At 70.7% G+C, this 14,854-nt stretch carries 14 protein-coding genes; 4 read left to right on the top strand and 10 right to left on the bottom strand.

Translation table 11 applies throughout. The features are described from left to right. Positions 1-157: 157 nt before the first annotated feature. The 6 genes from C1A17_RS08320 to C1A17_RS08295 all read right to left on the bottom strand — a co-directional run bounded on the left by C1A17_RS08320 (position 158) and on the right by C1A17_RS08295 (position 6,694). Positions 158-1,327 carry an acyl-CoA dehydrogenase family protein gene (locus C1A17_RS08320; RefSeq protein ID WP_101652570.1) on the bottom strand — a complete coding sequence of 390 codons (1,170 nt, stop codon included), beginning with the start codon at positions 1,325-1,327 and terminating at the stop codon, positions 158-160. A 102-nt stretch (positions 1,328-1,429) separates the two neighbouring features. Beyond that, entirely contained in the window at positions 1,430-2,683 is a 1,254-nt protein-coding gene (locus C1A17_RS08315) for a beta-ketoacyl-[acyl-carrier-protein] synthase family protein (protein ID WP_101652569.1), read from the bottom strand. Continuing rightward, positions 2,680-4,191 (bottom strand): AMP-binding protein, encoded by a 1,512-nt coding sequence (locus C1A17_RS08310; protein ID WP_101652568.1) that lies wholly within the window; start codon positions 4,189-4,191, stop codon positions 2,680-2,682. The genes C1A17_RS08315 and C1A17_RS08310 overlap by 4 nt, the downstream gene beginning before the upstream one ends. A 107-nt stretch (positions 4,192-4,298) precedes the next feature. Continuing rightward, positions 4,299-5,213, bottom strand: a complete 915-nt coding sequence (locus C1A17_RS08305) for an LCP family protein (RefSeq protein WP_245873591.1) — start codon at positions 5,211-5,213, stop codon at positions 4,299-4,301. A 292-nt stretch (positions 5,214-5,505) separates the two neighbouring features. Beyond that, the gene (locus tag C1A17_RS08300; RefSeq protein WP_101652567.1) at positions 5,506-5,913 is read right to left on the bottom strand and encodes a four-helix bundle copper-binding protein; all 408 of its coding nucleotides are present in this window, start codon (positions 5,911-5,913) and stop codon (positions 5,506-5,508) included. Positions 5,914-6,076: 163 nt separating this feature from the next. Beyond that, a complete protein-coding gene (locus C1A17_RS08295; protein ID WP_101652566.1) occupies positions 6,077-6,694 on the bottom strand; it encodes a PepSY domain-containing protein in 618 nt (205 codons plus the stop codon). 169 nt (positions 6,695-6,863) lie between these two features. On the opposite strand from C1A17_RS08295, the gene C1A17_RS08290 reads away from it, so the two are divergent. Beyond that, positions 6,864-7,937: an MBL fold metallo-hydrolase gene (locus C1A17_RS08290; RefSeq protein WP_101652565.1), complete on the top strand. Its 1,074-nt coding sequence runs from the start codon at positions 6,864-6,866 to the stop codon at positions 7,935-7,937. 123 nt (positions 7,938-8,060) lie between these two features. Here the strand turns inward: C1A17_RS08290 and C1A17_RS08285 are convergent, their stop codons facing one another. After that, positions 8,061-9,032 carry an NAD(P)H-dependent flavin oxidoreductase gene (locus C1A17_RS08285; protein WP_101652564.1) on the bottom strand — a complete coding sequence of 324 codons (972 nt, stop codon included), beginning with the start codon at positions 9,030-9,032 and terminating at the stop codon, positions 8,061-8,063. 297 nt (positions 9,033-9,329) lie between these two features. On the opposite strand from C1A17_RS08285, the gene C1A17_RS08280 reads away from it, so the two are divergent. Then, positions 9,330-10,463 (top strand): C45 family autoproteolytic acyltransferase/hydrolase, encoded by a 1,134-nt coding sequence (locus tag C1A17_RS08280; RefSeq protein ID WP_180953249.1) that lies wholly within the window; start codon positions 9,330-9,332, stop codon positions 10,461-10,463. Positions 10,464-10,496: 33 nt separating this feature from the next. Here the strand turns inward: C1A17_RS08280 and C1A17_RS08275 are convergent, their stop codons facing one another. The 3 genes from C1A17_RS08275 to C1A17_RS08265 form a co-directional block, all read right to left on the bottom strand. Then, positions 10,497-11,651 (bottom strand): fatty acid desaturase family protein, encoded by a 1,155-nt coding sequence (locus C1A17_RS08275; RefSeq protein ID WP_101652562.1) that lies wholly within the window; start codon positions 11,649-11,651, stop codon positions 10,497-10,499. Positions 11,652-11,812: 161 nt separating this feature from the next. Then, on the bottom strand, positions 11,813-12,178 hold the full coding sequence (locus C1A17_RS08270) for a VanZ family protein (RefSeq protein ID WP_101652561.1): 366 nt from the start codon (positions 12,176-12,178) through the stop codon (positions 11,813-11,815). 129 nt (positions 12,179-12,307) lie between these two features. Further along, positions 12,308-12,481, bottom strand: coding sequence for a CsbD family protein (locus tag C1A17_RS08265; RefSeq protein ID WP_101652560.1), 174 nt, complete (start codon positions 12,479-12,481; stop codon positions 12,308-12,310). A 201-nt stretch (positions 12,482-12,682) separates the two neighbouring features. Here C1A17_RS08265 and C1A17_RS08260 point away from each other — a divergent pair, with 201 nt between their 5' ends. Then, entirely contained in the window at positions 12,683-13,555 is an 873-nt protein-coding gene (locus C1A17_RS08260; protein ID WP_101652559.1) for an HTD2 family dehydratase, read from the top strand. 48 nt (positions 13,556-13,603) lie between these two features. Further along, positions 13,604-14,839 carry an amidohydrolase gene (locus C1A17_RS08255; RefSeq protein WP_101652558.1) on the top strand — a complete coding sequence of 412 codons (1,236 nt, stop codon included), beginning with the start codon at positions 13,604-13,606 and terminating at the stop codon, positions 14,837-14,839. The last annotated feature ends 15 nt before the right edge of the window (positions 14,840-14,854 follow it).

Raw genomic sequence — 14,854 nt, 5'->3', positions numbered from 1 at the left:
GGGGAGCCCGCTGCCGGGACCGGGGAACGCAGCTGCTGCGCGCGTGTGCTCCGGCGGCGTCGAGGGCCATTCCAGTAGGCCGCAGAATCGCCGGAGCGGTCAATCGCCGATGTCGCGAAACGTCATCTGGCGTCACGTGCCGCCGCGCGGCTGTCGATCAGTCGAGCAGCGCGGCCGCGAACATCGGGCGAGCGGCATCCGGGCTCGCCGGGTGGAACAGGCCGGCCAGAGCGTCCCGGTAGAGCCGGCCGAGTTCGTGGCTGTTGTCGAAGCCGGCCCCGCCGGAGCAGTGGAGTGCGGACTCGACCGCGCGCCGGGCCGCCTCGCCGGCCGTGATCCGGGCGGACACGAGTCGCCGGGGCCAGCCTGCGCCGTGGTCGACGAGCTCGTCGAGGTCCCGCGTGTACGCTTCGAGCTGCGCGGTCACCGGCATGAGGTCGAGCACCGCGTCGGCCAGGCGGTCCCGGAACTGCGGGATCTCGGCGAAGGTCGTGCCGTACTTCGCCGACCTCTTCTTCCCCAGCGCCTCGGCCGCCACCTCGAGCGCCCGGGCGGCGAGCCCCGCGTACACCGAGGCGATGAGGAGCTGGAAGTTCGCAGTGATCCCGAAGGTCAGGAGGTCCGGGTTCGGGCCGGCCGGGATCCGGCGGGCGACCTTCTCCGGTTCCATCCGCACGTCCTCCAGCGTGGTCGAGCGGCTCTGCGTGGCCCGCATCCCCATGACGTCCCAGTTCTCCGACACCGAGATCCCATCCGCGCTTCGCTCGAGGAATCCGTACACCAGCGTCGGCTCCTCCGGGTCGGAGGTGTCGAGCCCGTGGACGAGCAACCGCGTCCACACCGGGGAGAGCGAGGTGAAGATCTTCTTCCCGGTGATCCGGTACCCGCCGTCGTCCTCCGGCACCGCCTGCGAGTTCGACCCCTGGAGCACCCAGTCGTTGCCGGCCTCGCTGATCCCGAACGCGAACACCTCCCCGGCCATGACCTCGTCGAACACGAAGTCGAGGGAGCGGTCGCCGCGCTCGTGCATCGCCCGGACCGTCCCGGTGCACACGAGATGCATGTTGATCCCGAGCGCGGTCGCCGGGGCCGCGGTCGCGAGCCGCTGCTGGAGGCGGGAGACCTCGTTGACGCTCAGCCCCGGTCCGCCGAACTCCTCGGGTGCGAACAGCGTGAGATACCCGGCCGCCCGCAGCTCCTCGAGGTCCTCGGCGAAGAACGCGTTCTCCCGGTCGTAGCGCGCTGCGCGCCCCCGGATCCGCTCGAGCAGCTCGGCGGGCAGGTAGCGGTCGGCGAGCTCGGCGTGGCGGGTCTCACGGTCGGTCATGGGGTCTCCTTCTCGATCAGCGGCGCCGGCAGGCGGTGCGTCGCAGGTGGGCGGTGTGCAGTTCGGGGGACCGGTGCGGCAGGCGCACCGGGAGTGCGGGGGTCATCCCGCCCGCCGCAGCAGCACGGCGGCGTTGTGCCCGCCGAACCCGAACGAGTTCGACAGGACGGTCCGCACGTCGACCTCCCGGGCGGATCCGGCGACGATGTCGTGGTCGGGGAACGCGGGCTTGTCGAGGTTGAGCGTGGGCGGGACGAGTCCGGTGAGCAGGGTGTTCACGGCGAGGATCGCCTCGGTCACCCCGCCGCAGCCGAGGAGGTGGCCGGTGCTCGACTTCGTCGCGGTGATCGGCAGCTGCCGGGCCCGCGCGCCGAACACGGCGTCGATCGCCGCGAGCTCGGCCGCATCGCCCTGCGGGGTGCCGGTGCCGTGCGCGTTGATGTGGTCGACCGCCTCGGGGTCGAGGCCGGCGTCGGCCAGGCAGTCGCGCATCGCCTGTGCCGCGCCCCGGCCCTGCGGATGCGGCGCCGTGGGATGGTGGGCGTCGCTCGCCGCGCCCGCTCCGGCGAGCTCGGCGAGCACCTCCGCGCCGCGGGTGCGGGCGGCGTCCGCCGATTCGAGGAGGATCGCCGAGGCGCCCGCAGCCATGACGAACCCCGTCCGCCGGGCGTCGAAGGGCCGGCTCGCCGCGGTCGGGTCGTCCTCGTACCCGGCGGCGAGCGCGCGCATGTTGATGTTCGAGGCGAGGTTGACCGTGTTGAGGCAGTCCTCCATCCCGACGACGAGCACCGCATCCGCGTAGCCGTGCCGGATCCGGCGCAGCGCCTCGCCGAGTCCTACGGCGCCGCTCGCGCAGGTCGCATTGATGCCCAGCGCCGGGCCGGTGGCGGCGTAGCGCTGGCTCAGCAATGCGGCGGCGGCATCCGGGGCGCCGTAGATCGCCAGGGTGAGCGGCACCCCGCGCGGTCCGTTCTCGAGGAGTGCGCGGGTGGCTTCCTGCATCGCCTCGACGGGTCCGGAGCCGGAGGCGGCGATGATGCCGAACCGATGGGCCTCCATCCCGCCGTCGAGCAGACCCGCCTGTCGCATCGCCTCGTCGGCGGACGCGATCGCCCAGGTCTGGACGGCGCTGAGCCGCCGGGCCAGGGACTTCGGGATCACGGTCGTGGGATCGAACCCGCGCACCTGCGCGCCGATCCGCACCGGGAGATCCGCGAACTCGTCCCCGTCGAGCACGGCGACGGCGCTGCGCCCGGCGACCACGGTGTCCCAGGTGTCCTGCGCGCTCAGACCGCTCGGGGTGATCGCCCCCATCCCGGTGACGACGACGCGACGGTCGGTCCGCGGCGCGCTCACAGGCGAGTCACCCCGGCTCCGGCCCGGACGCGCTCGGCGGTCTCGCCGCGGCGGATCTTGCCGCCGACGGTCCGCGGCAGCTCCTCGGTCGTGTACCAGCGCTGCGGGACGAACTGAGGTGCGAGGTGCTCGCGCGCGTGGGCGAGGAGCTCCGCCTTGGGCGGCGCCGCGCCCTCGATGACGAGCGCGACGGCGGTGCCGAGCTGCGGGCTCGGGATGCCGATCGCGCACACCTCCGCGAGACCCGGCAGGGTCTCGAAGGCGCGCTCGACCTCGGGCAGGGAGACCTTGTGCCCGCCGGTGGCGACGATGTCGCCGGCGCGCCCGCTCAGGCTCAGCCGCCCGTCGACCATCCGACCCTGGTCGGCCACGGTCGCGAAGCCGTCGGGCCCGACGAGCCGGGCGTCGGTCGTCGCACCGACGTACCCGTCCGAACAGGCGGCTGCGCGCACCCACACGGTGCCGATCTCCCCGTCAGGCGCCTCCGCGCCCGCGGCGTCGCGGATGCTCACCTCGATGCCGTCGTAGACGGTGATGAGGGTCCCGTCGCCGGCCCTGCTGTCGCCGATGAAGCCGATCTCGGCCGCACCGTAGTAGCTGATGAGCCGAGCATGGGGGAGCGCGGCGGCGAAGCCGTTGCGGATCGCGGCGGAGAGGTTCGCCCCGCCGGTGACCACGAGCTCGAGACCGGCGAATCTCTCCGGATCGCGCCGGGCGGCGTCGGTGATGCCCTGCACGACGGCGGGTACCGCGACGACCCGGGTGATGCCCTCGTGCGCGATCCGCCGGCCGGCGTCGATCGGGTCGAAGCGGTCGGCGACGTGGCAGCTGCCCCCGGAGGCGAGGCATTCGATGAGAGCGTAGAGCGTGAGGCTGTAGGAGAGTGGGCCGGGTGCGAGCGTGGCGACTCCGGGGGCGGGTTCGAGGTGCGCGCTCGACACCGCGAAGTTGTCGCGGTACTGGCGGCGGGTCTTGAGGAACGCCTTCGGGTTGTCCGTCGTGCCCGAGGAGAAGAGGAGGAGGAACGGCTCGTCGCCGGCGCGCACCTGCGCGCGCTCGGACGGGCGGGCCGCGGCCTCGCGCTCCCGGAGCTCTGCGAGGGTGAGGACTGTGCCCGTCCACCCGGCGGCGTCGAGTGCGTGAGCGAGCTCCGCGGAATCGCTGATGACGACGTCGATCCCGGTGGTGACGACGACGCGGACGCGGTGCTCGAGCGGCCAGCGGGGGTCGATGGTCGCGGCGACCGCACGGTGCAGCCCGAGGCCGGCGACGATGCGCGCGGTGTGGAAGGCCGACGTCAGGCTGACGGCGGTGATCGGCACACCGCGGGTCTCCGGCACGGCGGTCGGCGGGGCGGTCTGTGCGGCGCGGAGCCCGGCGAGTGCGGCGGCCAGGCGCTCGGAGTCGGCGACGAGCTCGGAGTAGCTCAGGCGCTCGCCCTGCCCGACGACCGCAGGCAGAACGGGACGGAGCTCGGCGACCGCGAGGACCTGCTCGGCGAACGGCACACGCCACCTCTCCTTCAGGGGACCCGGACGACACCGAGTATAGGTGCGCGCGCGGTCGGGGACCGGGGCGAGGAGGGGAGGCCTCGGTCACGTCTGTCGGCGCCGTGTCAGAGGTGCTGGGTCTCCGCCTGCGCGGCGTAGGCGCCCACGGTGTCGTCGGCGAAGGCGGACCGGACCTCCTCGAGCTCCGCCTCGTCCACGCTCAGGTAGGACTGTCCGTCCGAGGACGTGCCGAGCCCGCCGATCGGTGCGGAGAAGAAGACGATGTCGTCCTGCCGGACGTCGCGCAGCTGGTAGGCGAGCGATCCGATCCGGCGGGAGTCGAGACCGGAGTCGACGGTCATGTACGGGGAGAAGTCGCGGACGATCCCCGCGATGCGGGTCGGATTGCTCAGGGTGTCGCGGCTGATGAGCTCGTCCATCACTCCGGCGAGGAACGCCTGCTGGTTGCGATTGCGCTGGAGGTCCCCGTCGGCGAAGTTCTTGCGCGCCCGGACGAAGGCGAGGGCCTGCTCGCCGTCGAGGTGGTTGACGCCCTCCTGGAACGCGTGCCCGTCGAGCTCGAACGCCTGCTCGGACACGACGTCGACCCCGCCGAGCGAATCGGTGAGCGCCTGGAATCCCTCGAAGTCGATGATCGCGACGTGGTGGATCGGCGCGCCGATGAAGTCGCTCACCGTCGAGGTGGCGAGGGCCAGCCCGCCGAACGACATCGCCGCGTTGATCTTCGCCTCGCCGTGGCCTTCGATGTCGACCCAGATGTCACGGGGGATCGACATGAGCTGCACGCCGGACCGGTCCTCCGGGATGTGCATGACCATGATCGTGTCGCTCCGGTTGCCGCGCGCATCGGCGAGGTCGACCTCCTCGTCGCGGGAGTCGGAGCCGAGGAGCAGGATGTTCGTGCCGGCGCCCGAGGTCTCCGGGCGCTCGCCCCCGAACGCCTCGTCATCGCTCACGTCCTCGGTGCCGCGGTCGAACTGGTTCGCGAGGTAGAAGGCGTACCCGCCGATCCCGAGCACGGCGAGGAGGACGAGGACGACCGCGCCGACGAGGATCTTCCGCCCGGTCCGCTTCCTCCGGGGCCGTCGCGGCTCCCGGGGCTCCCGGAAGTCGGCATCGTCGTCGGCGAAGATGCTGTCGAAGTCCGAGGTGCTGCGCGGTTCGGTCGCGGGTCTCCTTGGGCGCGGTCGGCGGCGAATGTCCTTGAATCCTAGGCGTCCGCGTTGAGAGACGGCACAGAGAACCCCCTGACGCGCCGGAGAGGCGTATGCGTCAGAGGGTTCGGAGCGGGGTCGGCAGGTGTGCCGAGTGTCAGCCGAGGGCGTCGAGGAGGGCGGTGCAGGCCTTCTCGCACCGGCGGCAGGCCTCTGCGCAGACCCGGCAGTGCTCGTGCATCTCGGCGTGCTGCTCACAGTCGTCCGCGCAGGATCGGCAGGCGGTGCGGCAGGCCTCGAGCAGTGCCCGCGTCACGGCCGGATCGGCCGCGGTCCGTCGGGTGAGGACGGCGCCGGTGGTCCGGCAGATGTCGGCACAGTTCAGGTCCGTGGTGATGCAGCCGCGCATGTCGGCGACCATGTCCTCGGCGAGACATGCGTCGGCACATGCGGTGCACGTCTGGGCGCACGCGAAGCACGCCGCGATGCATTCGGCGAGAACTGCGCGATCGACTCCCGAGGAGTCGTTCGGGTGGGTCTCGAGCATGGTGGTCACATCGGACATGAGGCTCTCCTTTCAACGGCTGTGAGCCGGCTGTCGCCGACCGTCCTCTTCGACGGTACTCCTCCGGCGGCGCATGGAGAACCCCCTCGACCCGACAAGTGTCCTTGTAGGTCGAAGGGGCTCTGCCGACGTCAGGGCGTCACTTCCCGACCAGTTCAGCGGGTCACTGCTCCTCGGTGACCTCGCCGGAGGCCGCATCGACGTGGTAGTCCTTGTCCTCGCCCTGGAGTGAGATCTCGTAGCGCACGGTGTCCCGATCCTTGTCGAGCTCGGCGTCGTCGAGCTCACCCTGGTGCGATTCGCCCACCGCGTTGATCGCCTCGAGCAGGGAGATGTCGGCCGCGCCGACCTCCTCCTGGTCGTCGGCGTCGGCCTTCTCCTCCTCCGTCTTCTCGACGGTGGAGCCGTCGGCGGAGATCGTGTACTCGAACTTCGTCTCGCCGTCGATCGCGGTGACGTCCCAGGTGCCGTCGTCGTCGGAGTCGATGGACGTGGCGACGCCGCCCTCGCCCTCGGCGGTGGCGATCGCGGTCTCGACGGCGTCGATGTTGCTGATGCCCTGGCCGCCGGCGGCGCTCTGCTCATCGGTGGGGCGGTCGGTCGACGTGGTCGGGCGGTCGTCGGCGGCCGCGCTCGTGGCCGAGTCGGCGTTGGGATCGCCGGTCTGGCCCTCGACGTCCTCGGGCGTGTCACCGCCGGCCCCGCATCCGGACAGGACGAGTCCCAGGCCGAGGGTGGATGCCGCGAGGGTGAGTGCGGGGCGCGAGAGAGTGCGCTTCATGACAGGGCTCCTTTCGAAAGACCAGTTACTCTCGCAACGGTCTCTGAGAGGCCGCTATTCCCCGGGAGCGGGGGAGCGCACCGGGATCGCCGGCGGGAAGTGCTACCTTGATGTGTTGACGAACGTTTGTTCAAGGGTTTCAAGCCCGCCGAGACGAAAGGCGCGATCGATGAAGATCGAATCCCTCAGCACCGAGCAGCGACAGGCCTGGCAGGACCGCGTGCTCCCGCCGGTCCAGGAGGTGTCCGAGGGCGTCTGGGCGATCCCGGTGCCGATTCCGGACAACCCGCTCGTCTATACCTACTGCTATGCGATCGCCGAGGACAGCGGCGTCGCCCTGATCGACCCGGGGTGGGACGGGAAGGCGCAGCTCGCCGCACTCACCGAGGGGCTGGCCGGTGCCGGGTTCGCCGTCACCGACATCACGGGGATCGCGGTCTCGCACTACCACCGCGATCACCTCGGGCTCGTGCCCGCGCTCTTCGCGCAGAACCCCGACATGTGGCTCGCGCTCCACTCCCACGACATCGCCACGCTCGACACCTTCCGCCGCCGCGAGAAGGGCGCGGTGACCGGCGCGCACGGCCGCGCCTCGATCGCCGAGATCTACGGGGTGCCCGAGGAGCGCTGGGGGGAGATCTCCCACCTCGAGGGACGACGCCGGGCGGACGCGTTCCAGGTCCCCGACTGGCCGCAGAAGATCATCGTCCTCGGCGACCATGACATGCTGCCGATCTCCGGGCGGACGGTGCAGTCGATGTGGACGCCGGGCCACACCTACGGTCATTCGGCGTTCCACGACGACGCGGCCGGCGTCTTCTTCTCCGGCGACCATGTGCTGCCGACGATCACCCCGAACATCGGGCTCGACGCGCCGTCGATCACCCACAGCCTCGCCGACTACCTCGAGTCGCTGCGTCGGATGTCCCAGCTCGCGGAGTCGGTCACCGTGCTGCCCGCCCACGGCTTCCGGTTCCGCGGCCTGCAGATCCGGGCGGAGGAGATCGCCCTCCACCACGACGAGCGCCTCGCCGAGATCCGGGTGCGCTGGGAGGAGACCGAGGACCACTCCGTCTACTCGATCGCGCAGGGCCTCCACTGGGCGCGAGGCTTCGAGGGCCTGCAGAACTTCAACCTCTTCGCCGCGCTCGCCGAGACCGCCGCGCACATGTACTACCTCGGCCTGCCGGTGGGCACCGACGCTGCACCGGAGCCGCCGACCGAGGTCGAGCTCCGCGGCTGAGAGCGGCCCCGGCGCCCGGTCCGGTATTCCGGAAGGGGGCCGACCCGGGAGCTGCGGCGACGAATGCCCGAGGGGCGGCACTCCGATCACGGAGCGCCGCCCCTCGGGCATGCGGGACGCGGATCAGCGGACCATGCCGGTGAGGCGGCCGGTGATGATCTCCTCGGCGTCCTTGACGATGCGCGTGATGAGCTCGGCGCACGAGGGGACGTCGGTGATGAGTCCCTGGACCATGCCGACGGTCCACTGGCCGGCCTCGATGTCGCCGTCCTCGAACACCTTGCGGCCGCGGGCGCCGGCGACGAGGTGCTGGACGTCCTTGAACTCGCCGCCCTTGTTGAGGATGTCCACGGCCTCGGAGGACACCGCGTTCTTCCGCACCCGGACGGTGTTGCGCAGCGGGCGGAAGTTGAGGATCGTGTCGAGCTCCGAGCCGTCGACGATGGCCTGCTTGACGTTGTCGTGGACCGGGGCCTCCTGGGTGGCGAGGAAGCGGGAGCCCATATTGATGCCGTCGGCGCCGAGGGCGAGCGCGGCGGCCATGCCGCGCCCGTCGCCGAACCCGCCGGAGGCGATGAACGGGATCGAGAGCTTGTCGGCGGCGGCCGGGATGAGGATGAGGCCGGGGATGTCGTCCTCACCGGGGTGGCCGGCGCACTCGAAGCCGTCGATGCTCACCGCGTCGACGCCGACCTTCTCGGCCTTGAGCGCGTGGCGGACCGCGGTGCACTTGTGGACGACCTTGACGCCGTGCTCCTTGAACAGGGGCATGAACGGCTCCGGGTTCGCACCGGCGGTCTCGATGACGGTGATGCCCTCCTCGACGGCGACCTTGACGTACTCGTCGTAGGGGACGGGGTTGATCGTGGGCAGGATCGTGAGGTTGACGCCGAACGGCTTCGAGGTGAGCTCGCGGGTCCTGCGGATCTCCGCGCGGAGGTCCTCCGGGGTGGGCTGGGTGAGGGCGGTGAGGATGCCGAGGCCGCCGGCCTCGGACACGGCGGCCGCGAGCGGGGCCTTGCCCACCCACTGCATGCCGCCCTGGACGATGGGGTGCTCGATGCCGAGCAGATCGGTGAAACGGGTCGAGAGCACGGGATTCTCCTTTGATCGTCCGTGGAACGGGGGCGGTCGGCCCCCGCGGCAGTTTTTCACTGAACCGAACGAACGCACGGACAGTGTTGAATACTGACGGTACGGCTCCGAGCGGGACTTTTCAAGGTTCGGCACCGCGTCATGAGACGACGGGAAGTGTCGGATCGCCTGCGCTTCGGTGCGGATCCCGCGGGCAGACGTGCGGGCCCGCCGCTCGGCGGTGCCGATCGTCGGCGCCGCTTCGCCCGCCGCCGGCACCCCTGTCACCCCGCCGCTCGCCCCGATAGCATGAGATCCATGTCACCTACGGAATCCCACGACCCGCAGCTGTCCCGCTTCGATGCCGACCGGGTGGTCGATCCGGCACTCGTCGAGCCGGAGCACCTCACGGTGGCCGGTGACGACCATGCCGCGCGCGGCCGCAGCCGCGGGGAGCAGGCCGCCCGGGGCATCGCCCTCACCGTCGACGCTTATTCCGCCCTCTTCACCCGTCTGGGGATCCCGCTCGATCAGCAGCGGGCGGCCGCCGAGCAGTCGCTCGAGGCGCTTGAATCCTGGGACCCGAACCAGGTCGTCGAGCTCACCGGGGTCGCCGCGGGTGCCGGTCTCGAGCTCTGGCAGGTGGGCCTCGTCGATGCCCGGACCGAGATCCTCGCCCTCGCCGAGGTGCAGCCGCTCGAGTGCTCCACTCTCGTCCACGCCGCTCCGGGTGCCGCGAAGGCGGTCCAGACCTGGGACTGGCATGCGGAGTTCGCCGACGTCTGGCACTACCAGAGCGTCACCGGGGTCGGCGGCGAGCTCGACCACCACGGCTTCGCCGAGTTCGGCATGCGCGGGAAGATCGGCATGAACTCCGCTCGCGTGGGGGTCATGCTCAACATCCTCAGGAACGCACGGGACGCCGCGGGCGGCGTGCCGGTCCATTCGATACTCGCCGGGGTCCTCGCCCGGGCCCGCTCCGTCGAGGAGGCGGTCGAGATCATCCGGTCCGCGCCGACCACCTCGTCCTCGGTCATCACGGTGACCGGTCCGGAAGCCGCCGCCATGGTCGAGATCGGACCGGCGGGCACACAGGTGCTCACCTCCGACGGCTGGTTCGCCCACACCAACCACTTCGTCGGGTCGGAGCTGCTCGACGGCGCCCTCCCGCTCAACGCCGGGAGCATGTCCGAGGAGCGCCTCGCCCTCCTCGAGTCGCGCGTCGCGGACGCCCCCGCGCCCGCGGACACCGCGGAGATGCTCGGGTACATGTGCACCGGACCCGGCGAGGCCCCGGTGTGCCGCGTCGCCGAGGCGGGCAGGGGATTCGGGGAGCGGGCAGCGACCCTCGTCACGGTGCAGTTCGACCCGGCGGCCGGCCGGGTCGTCATGAGCCCCGGCAGCCCGAATGACGTCGGGCGAACGGAATCGACCGAGTTCAGCGTGAGCTGAGCCCACCCCGGTCGACTGCGGCCCGGTGCGCGCTCAGACCGCGCGGCCGGTGCCCGCCATCGGGCACTCGAACGGGTCGCGGGCCCGGATGCCCACCCGGTTGAGGTAGTCCACCACGGCTCCGTAGGACTGGACGAGGGTGACCTCGGTGTAGCGGATGTCCCGCTCGGCGCAGAACTCGCGGACGATCCGCTGCGCCTTCTTCAGGTGTGGGCGCGGCATGCTCGGGAACAGGTGGTGCTCGATCTGATAGTTGAGCCCGCCCATGAGATAGGTGTTGAAGGTGTTCCCCACGATGTTGCGCGAGGTCGTCACCTGACGGAGCAGGAAGTTGAGCGTCGAGCGGTTCTCGAGCTGCGGCATGCCCTTGTGGTTCGGGGCGAAGGACGCGCCCATGTAGAAGCCCCAGACCGCGACCTGCACGCCGAGGAATGCGAACGCCATGCCGAGCGGCAGGTGCCAGAGCACGAGCGCCGGCACCGCGATGAGGCGGATGCTCAGGAGCACGATCTCCGCGGTGCGGTTCTTGAGCTTCCGGCGCGTGAGGACGGTGAGGATCGCGTCGCGGTAGAGGTTGAGGCCCTCGAGGAGCAGGAGCGGGAAGAACAGGTAGCCCTGGCGCTTGGTGAACTCGCGGGCGAGTCCGGTGCGGGCCTGCGCCTGCTCCGGGGTGAAGGCGACCACGGGGTCGTAGATGTCCGGGTCCTTGCCCGTGGTGTTCGGGTTCGCGTGATGGCGGTTGTGCTTCTGCGTCCACCAGCCGATCGACAGGCCGACGATGAGATCGCCGGTGATGAGGCCGTACCAGTCGCTCACCCGGTGCGAGGTGAAGATCTGCTTGTGCACCGCTTCGTGTCCGAGGAACGACAGCTGCGTGAAGACGATGCCGAATGCGGCGGCGATGAGGAGTTGGAACCACGAGTCGCCGAGCAGCATGAAGCCGGCCACGCAGCCGCCGAGAGCCGCGAGGAGCACGCTCGTCATGACCCAGTAGAAGACGGGGGTCTTCTCCATGAGACCGGCGTCGAGCACGAGGCGCTTGAGAGCGGCGAAGTCGCTCGTCGCCGCGCGGGCGCGGGTGCCGGGCGGGCGGTGCCGCGGTGATGCCGCCGCAGGGGTGTCGACGGCGGTGGCGGAGGTCGTGGCGCTCGCGGCGGGGAGCGCAGAGCTGACCGTGGTCGGTTTCATGGCGGATCCTCGAGACGTCGGTGCATGGGACTGCCCGGATTCAGAGGAGAAGCGTGGTGCTCACCGATCCACGTACGTTCAGGCGACGATGTGGACCACGCTACAGTGCGGAGCGCGGTCGGGACGCCGGGATCTCACGAACCGGCGAATACGCACGGAGTTCACATCCGGCGGTCGCCGGGCTCCTCGACCGGGGTGGCTCGCCAGATCGCCCAGGCGAGCGCGACGCCGAGCAGGTCGGCGACCCAGTCGCCGAACTCACCGGTGCGGTGGGGGATCGCGAACGCTTGGATCGCCTCGCTCACCCCGCCGTAGAGCGCGGCGAGGAGCAGCGTCCACCCCGGCGGGCTGCCGAGGAGCAGGAGCGGGGTGATGAGCGCGGCGAACATCCCGAAGTGCCCGAGCTTGTCGATCCCGGGGATCGATCCCGGTTCCCCGCTGCCGGGGGAGTAGAGCGCGATGAGATGGACGACGAAGGCGACGGCGAACCAGATGCGCAGGGACCACGTCCCGCCGGATGCCCGCACTCCCCACCCCTCGCCTCGTCATGCGCCGGCCGGTGCCGCCGCGGGGCCATCAGCCTACCGGGTCCACCCGGACAGCACGGGACCCCGCCACCTCAACAGGTGGCGGGGTCCCGATCCGCTCAGCGGGCCTTACTTCTTGAAGGCGTCCTTGACCTTCTCGCCGGCCTGCTTGAGGTTCGCGCCCGACTGCTGGGCGTGGCCCTCGTTCTTGAGCGACTGATCGTTGGAAGCGTCGCCGACTCCGGCCTTGGTCTTGCCTGCCATCTCGTCGGCCTTGTTGGAGATCTTGTCACCGAGTCCCATGTACGACTCCCTTCGTCAGCGAACCGACCCTCATGGCCGACTCCTCTCCATCCACCCTAGGGACGCTTCATCAAGATTGGTTGTGAATCGCTCCGGTCGCGCCGTCCGTCTCCGCCGATGGACGGGTCTGCACAGCGCCCGGGTCGCTGAGTAGGGTGGAAGGCGCAGTCGGCAGCCACCCGCATCGCGAAGGAGCCCACCATGAGCGAGACCATCGATATCGCACATCTGCAGGAGTGGATCGGCCGCTCGCAGACCGTCGAGGACTTGGCCACCCCGGCCAAGACCGCCGGGCTGCGCGCCACCCTCGACTACGATTCGGATCCGTGGGACGGCAAGCTCCTCCCGGTGGGGTTTTGGCTCCACTTCACCCCGGATGCGCCGCAGCACGAGCTCGCCGCCGACGGCCACCCGCACAAGGGCGGCTTCCTCCCTCCGGTGCCGTTCCCGCGCCGCATGTGGGCCGGTTCCGACGTCACCTTCCACCAGCGGATCCCCGTCGGCGCTCGGCTGCGCGAGGTGCAGACCATCAAGGACGTCGTCCACAAGTCCGGCCGCTCCGGTGATCTCGTCTTCCTCACCGTCGACCACGAGGTCTACGCCGATGACGCGCTCGCGGTGACCGACGTGCAGTCGATCGTCTACCGCCCGGCAGCCCCGGCTCAGCGCGCCCCCGAGCAGTCCGCCGCCGAGCGGGCCGCGCTCGAGCCCGCCGACACCTCGGACTGGGACTACTCCTACGTCGTCCGGCCCACCGAGACGCAGCTCTTCCGGTACTCCGCGCTGACCTTCAACGCCCACCGGATCCACTACGACCGCGACTACTGCCTCAACGAGGAGGGCTACCCGGGCCTCGTCGTCCACGGCCCGCTGTCGGCGACGCTCATGGTCGACGCCTTCATGCGCAACCATCCCGGCGTCGAGCTCAGGACCTTCGCATTCCAGGCGCGCAGCCCGATCTTCGACAACACCCCGGTCGCCTACGTCGGTCGCGAGACCGGCGAGGGCACGTACGAGGTCGGCGCGGTCAACCCCGAGGGCACCGTCTGCCTCAAGGGCACGATCACCGTCTGAGACCGCCGCCGGGCCGCTGCAACCGACCGTCGACGAACAGGAGACCTCATGACTCTCGACCCCGCATTCCGCACCGCGCTCGACGCCGAGCTCCCGGCGCTCATCGAGCTCTACGAGCACTTCCACCGGCACCCGGAGCTCTCGATGCAGGAGCACCGGACCGCGGAGACCATCGAGGAGCGCCTGCGCGGGTACGGTCTCGAGCCGTTCCGCTGCGGCGGCACCGGGGTCGTCGCGGTCATCGAGAACGGCGACGGCCCGGTCGTCGCCTTCCGCGCCGACACCGACGGCCTGCCGATCGAGGAGCAGACCGGTCTGCCGTACTCCTCCGAGGCCACGGGGACCCTGCCCGACGGCACCTCGACCCCGGTCATGCACGGCTGCGGGCACGACACCCACATCACCTCCGCGCTCGGCGCCGCGAAGCTGCTCACCGAGCACCGCGACCGGTGGAACGGTACCGCGATCATGATCTTCCAGCCCGGTGAGGAGACGAGCGCGGGCGCCGCCGCGATGCTCGACGACGGGTTCTGGGACCGGGTCCCGCGGCCCGAGGCGATCTACGGCCAGCACGTGTGGCCCGGCGTCGCGGGCACGGTGAACATCACTCCCGGCACCGCGATGGCGATGGCGGACTCCCTCGAGGTCATCGTCCACGGACAGCAGGCGCACGGCTCCCAGCCGGAGAACTCGATCGATCCGATCGTCCTCGGCGCCTACATGATCACCCGCCTGCAGACCGTGGTGTCCCGCGAGATCTCCGGTCGCGACACCGCGGTGCTCACCATCGGCGTGTTCCAGGGCGGCCTCAAGGAGAACATCATCCCCGCGAGCGCGCGCTTCACCATCAACATCCGCACCTACGACGAGGCGGTGCGGGAGAAGGTCCTCGCCGCCGTCGACCGCATCATCCGCGCCGAGGCGCAGGCCTCCGGGGCGCCCGACCCGGAGATCCGGCCGATGTACGACTTCCCGCAGGTGGTCAACGATGCGGATCTCACCGAATCGCTCATCGGTGCGCTCGGGGACGAGCTCGGTGCGGATGCGGTCAACGTCACCCTGCCGGTCACCGGTTCGGAGGACTTCGGGCGGTTCGGCGATGCGATCGGCGTGCCGTACGTGTTCTGGTTCTTCGGCGGCTACTCGCAGGCGAAGGTCGACGACCCGGAATCGGTGCTGAGCAACCACTCGCCGTTCTTCGGTCCCGACGAGGTCGGGACGACTCTCGGCACCGGCGTCCGGGCCGCGCTCACCGCGCTGCTCGGGCACCTCGGCGCCCGCTGACACCCCGGCCGCGCC

The sequence above is a fragment of the Brevibacterium ihuae genome (genome assembly GCF_900184225.1).
GTDB classification, from domain to species: Bacteria; Actinomycetota; Actinomycetes; order Actinomycetales; family Brevibacteriaceae; genus Brevibacterium; species Brevibacterium ihuae.
This window is presented reverse-complemented; position numbering and strand designations above follow the sequence as displayed.

Coding starts and splice junctions, on each gene's coding strand:
- C1A17_RS08255 (WP_101652558.1), top strand. CDS start 13,604: ATGACTCTCGACCCCGCATTCCGCACCGCGCTCGACGCCGAGCTCCCG.
- C1A17_RS08265 (WP_101652560.1), bottom strand. CDS start 12,481: ATGGGACTCGGTGACAAGATCTCCAACAAGGCCGACGAGATGGCAGGC.
- C1A17_RS08295 (WP_101652566.1), bottom strand. CDS start 6,694: ATGAAGCGCACTCTCTCGCGCCCCGCACTCACCCTCGCGGCATCCACC.
- C1A17_RS08300 (WP_101652567.1), bottom strand. CDS start 5,913: ATGTCCGATGTGACCACCATGCTCGAGACCCACCCGAACGACTCCTCG.
- C1A17_RS08280 (WP_180953249.1), top strand. CDS start 9,330: ATGTCACCTACGGAATCCCACGACCCGCAGCTGTCCCGCTTCGATGCC.
- C1A17_RS08290 (WP_101652565.1), top strand. CDS start 6,864: ATGAAGATCGAATCCCTCAGCACCGAGCAGCGACAGGCCTGGCAGGAC.
- C1A17_RS08260 (WP_101652559.1), top strand. CDS start 12,683: ATGAGCGAGACCATCGATATCGCACATCTGCAGGAGTGGATCGGCCGC.
- C1A17_RS08275 (WP_101652562.1), bottom strand. CDS start 11,651: ATGAAACCGACCACGGTCAGCTCTGCGCTCCCCGCCGCGAGCGCCACG.
- C1A17_RS08320 (WP_101652570.1), bottom strand. CDS start 1,327: ATGACCGACCGTGAGACCCGCCACGCCGAGCTCGCCGACCGCTACCTG.